We start from the raw sequence: 1,925 nt of genomic DNA, 5'->3' as shown, positions 1-1,925 counted from the left end.
GGTGGAGCATGTGGTTTAATTCGATGCAACGCGAAGAACCTTACCTACTCTTGACATCCAGAGAAGCCAGCGGAGACGCAGGTGTGCCTTCGGGAGCTCTGAGACAGGTGCTGCATGGCTGTCGTCAGCTCGTGTTGTGAAATGTTGGGTTAAGTCCCGCAACGAGCGCAACCCTTATCCTTGTTTGCCAGCGAGTAATGTCGGGAACTCCAGGGAGACTGCCGGTGATAAACCGGAGGAAGGTGGGGACGACGTCAAGTCATCATGGCCCTTACGAGTAGGGCTACACACGTGCTACAATGGCGCATACAGAGGGCAGCAAGCTAGCGATAGTGAGCGAATCCCAAAAAGTGCGTCGTAGTCCGGATTGGAGTCTGCAACTCGACTCCATGAAGTCGGAATCGCTAGTAATCGTGAATCAGAATGTCACGGTGAATACGTTCCCGGGCCTTGTACACACCGCCCGTCACACCATGGGAGTGGGCTGCAAAAGAAGTGGGTAGTTTAACCTTTCGGGGAGGACGCTCACCACTTTGTGGTTCATGACTGGGGTGAAGTCGTAACAAGGTAGCCCTAGGGGAACCTGGGGCTGGATCACCTCCTTATACGAAGATACTTACGATGAGTGTCCACACAGATTGATTAGGTTTAGAAAGTAAAAGAGACGATATTGGGTCTGTAGCTCAGCTGGTTAGAGCGCTCGCCTGATAAGCGGGAGGTCGGTGGTTCGAGTCCACTCAGACCCACCAATATCGACTAGAAACAAAGATGGGGCTATAGCTCAGCTGGGAGAGCGCCTGCCTTGCACGCAGGAGGTCTGCGGTTCGATCCCGCATAGCTCCACCATCTTTAAGTGTTTTTATCTGAAAATATTTAAAAATGGTTCATTAGTTTGAATCAAGCTCTTTAACAATTTGGAAAGCTGACTGATTGATTACTTACGAGTAATTCAATCAAATTTAAAAGTTCTCAATGTTTATCTTATCATTAGATAAACACAACAAACACATTCAAGTGTCTTGTATTCGAATCAAACTTAGTTTGATTCACAATTGAGTCCGGCAAACAGTTATCAAGAATTAACCCTTCTTGATGACAACCAAAAACCTTGGTTAGTTGCCATACACTTATTTGTCTTCACTTTTTAAAGTGAAAGCAAATAGAAACCCTTTCGGGTTGTATGGTTAAGTGACTAAGCGTACACGGTGGATGCCTTGGCAGTCAGAGGCGATGAAAGGCGTAATAACTTGCGATAAGCCCAGATTAGGTAGTAATAACCTTTTGAGTCTGGGATTCCTGAATGGGGAAACCCACGTGCATAAGCACGTATCCTGTTGTGAATACATAGCAACAGGAGGCAAACCGGGGGAACTGAAACATCTAAGTACCCCGAGGAAGAGAAATCAACCGAGATTCCGAAAGTAGCGGCGAGCGAAATTGGATTAGCCCTTAAGCTTTTAATGAGACAGATGAAGGTTCTGGAAAGTGCCGCAATAAAGGGTGATAGCCCCGTAATCGACATCTCATAATCAGTGAAAACGAGTAGGGCGGGACACGTGATATCCTGTCTGAATATGGGGGGACCATCCTCCAAGGCTAAATACTACTGACTGACCGATAGTGAACCAGTACCGTGAGGGAAAGGCGAAAAGAACCCCTGTGAGGGGAGTGAAATAGAACCTGAAACCGTGTACGTACAAGCAGTAGGAGCACCTTCGTGGTGTGACTGCGTACCTTTTGTATAATGGGTCAGCGACTTAATTTTAGTAGCAAGGTTAACCGTTTAGGGGAGCCGTAGGGAAACCGAGTCTTAACTGGGCGTACAGTTGCTAGGATTAGACCCGAAACCAGGTGATCTAGCCATGGGCAGGTTGAAGTTGAGTAACATCAACTGGAGGACCGAACCGACTAATGTTGAAAAATTA

The 1,925-nt window shown here is 47.1% G+C and carries 2 tRNA genes and 2 rRNA genes; all 4 read left to right on the top strand.

The window, feature by feature from the left end:
* Positions 1-605: ribosomal RNA gene (locus MED222_RS00085) — 16S ribosomal RNA — on the top strand; the annotation flags it as partial.
* 67 nt (positions 606-672) lie between these two features.
* A tRNA-Ile gene (locus MED222_RS00090) sits at positions 673-749 on the top strand.
* 21 nt (positions 750-770) lie between these two features.
* Positions 771-846: transfer RNA gene (locus tag MED222_RS00095), tRNA-Ala, on the top strand.
* A gap of 336 nt (positions 847-1,182) precedes the next feature.
* Positions 1,183-1,925: ribosomal RNA gene (locus tag MED222_RS00100) — 23S ribosomal RNA — on the top strand; the annotation flags it as partial.

Origin of the sequence: Vibrio sp. MED222 (genome assembly GCF_000153005.1) — a bacterium.
GTDB lineage: Bacteria > Pseudomonadota > Gammaproteobacteria > Enterobacterales > Vibrionaceae > Vibrio > Vibrio tasmaniensis_A.
This window is presented reverse-complemented; position numbering and strand designations above follow the sequence as displayed.